We start from the raw sequence: 604 nt of genomic DNA on the forward strand, positions 1-604 counted from the left end.
GGGGGCGGGCCCGGCGGCCGGAGTCGGGGCGCCTGGCAGGTCGGCCACCCGACCGGCCGGACGGTTGGTGAGCCGGACCACCACCAGCAGGTCGACCAGGGCGACCCCGACGAGGGTCAGGGCCCAACCGGCCGCGCCCGGCCGGGTGTCCGCCACCGCCAGCGGCAGTACCGGCTGCCCGGCGAGCAGCGCCGCGAACCAGGGCACCCGGAGTCGACTCAGCCGGGCGTACCCCACCCCGACCGCGACGGTGACCGCGCCGACCAACGCGGTGTACCGGGTACCCGGCCAGCCGGACACCCCGGCGAGGTCCACGGTCCAGGCCGCGTACCCGTCGAGGACCACCAGGAGCAGCCCGACTGCGGCGAAGGTCTCGGCGGTACCGGTCAACTGGCGGCGTACCGCCAGCAGCGGCACGGCGAGGACGAGGCCGGTCAGCCCGGCCAGGATCGCGGCCCGACCGACGATCCCGACCGAGGCCCAGGCGACGGCGGTGAACACGATCGCCGCCGTACCGAGGAGCAGTCCACCCAGGACGAAGAGCAGGTTCTGCACGGTACGGGTGGAGGTCTCCGGCGCGGCGGCGGGACGACCGGCTGTGGGG

At 76.2% G+C, this 604-nt stretch carries 1 pseudogene; it reads right to left on the bottom strand.

Annotation, left to right across the window (positions count from 1 at the left end):
• A pseudogene (locus GSF22_RS34085) lies at positions 1-604 on the bottom strand (SCO7613 C-terminal domain-containing membrane protein); the annotation flags it as partial.

The sequence above is a fragment of the Micromonospora echinofusca genome (assembly GCF_017614955.1).
In the GTDB taxonomy this organism is placed as follows: domain Bacteria; phylum Actinomycetota; class Actinomycetes; order Mycobacteriales; family Micromonosporaceae; genus Micromonospora; species Micromonospora echinofusca_A.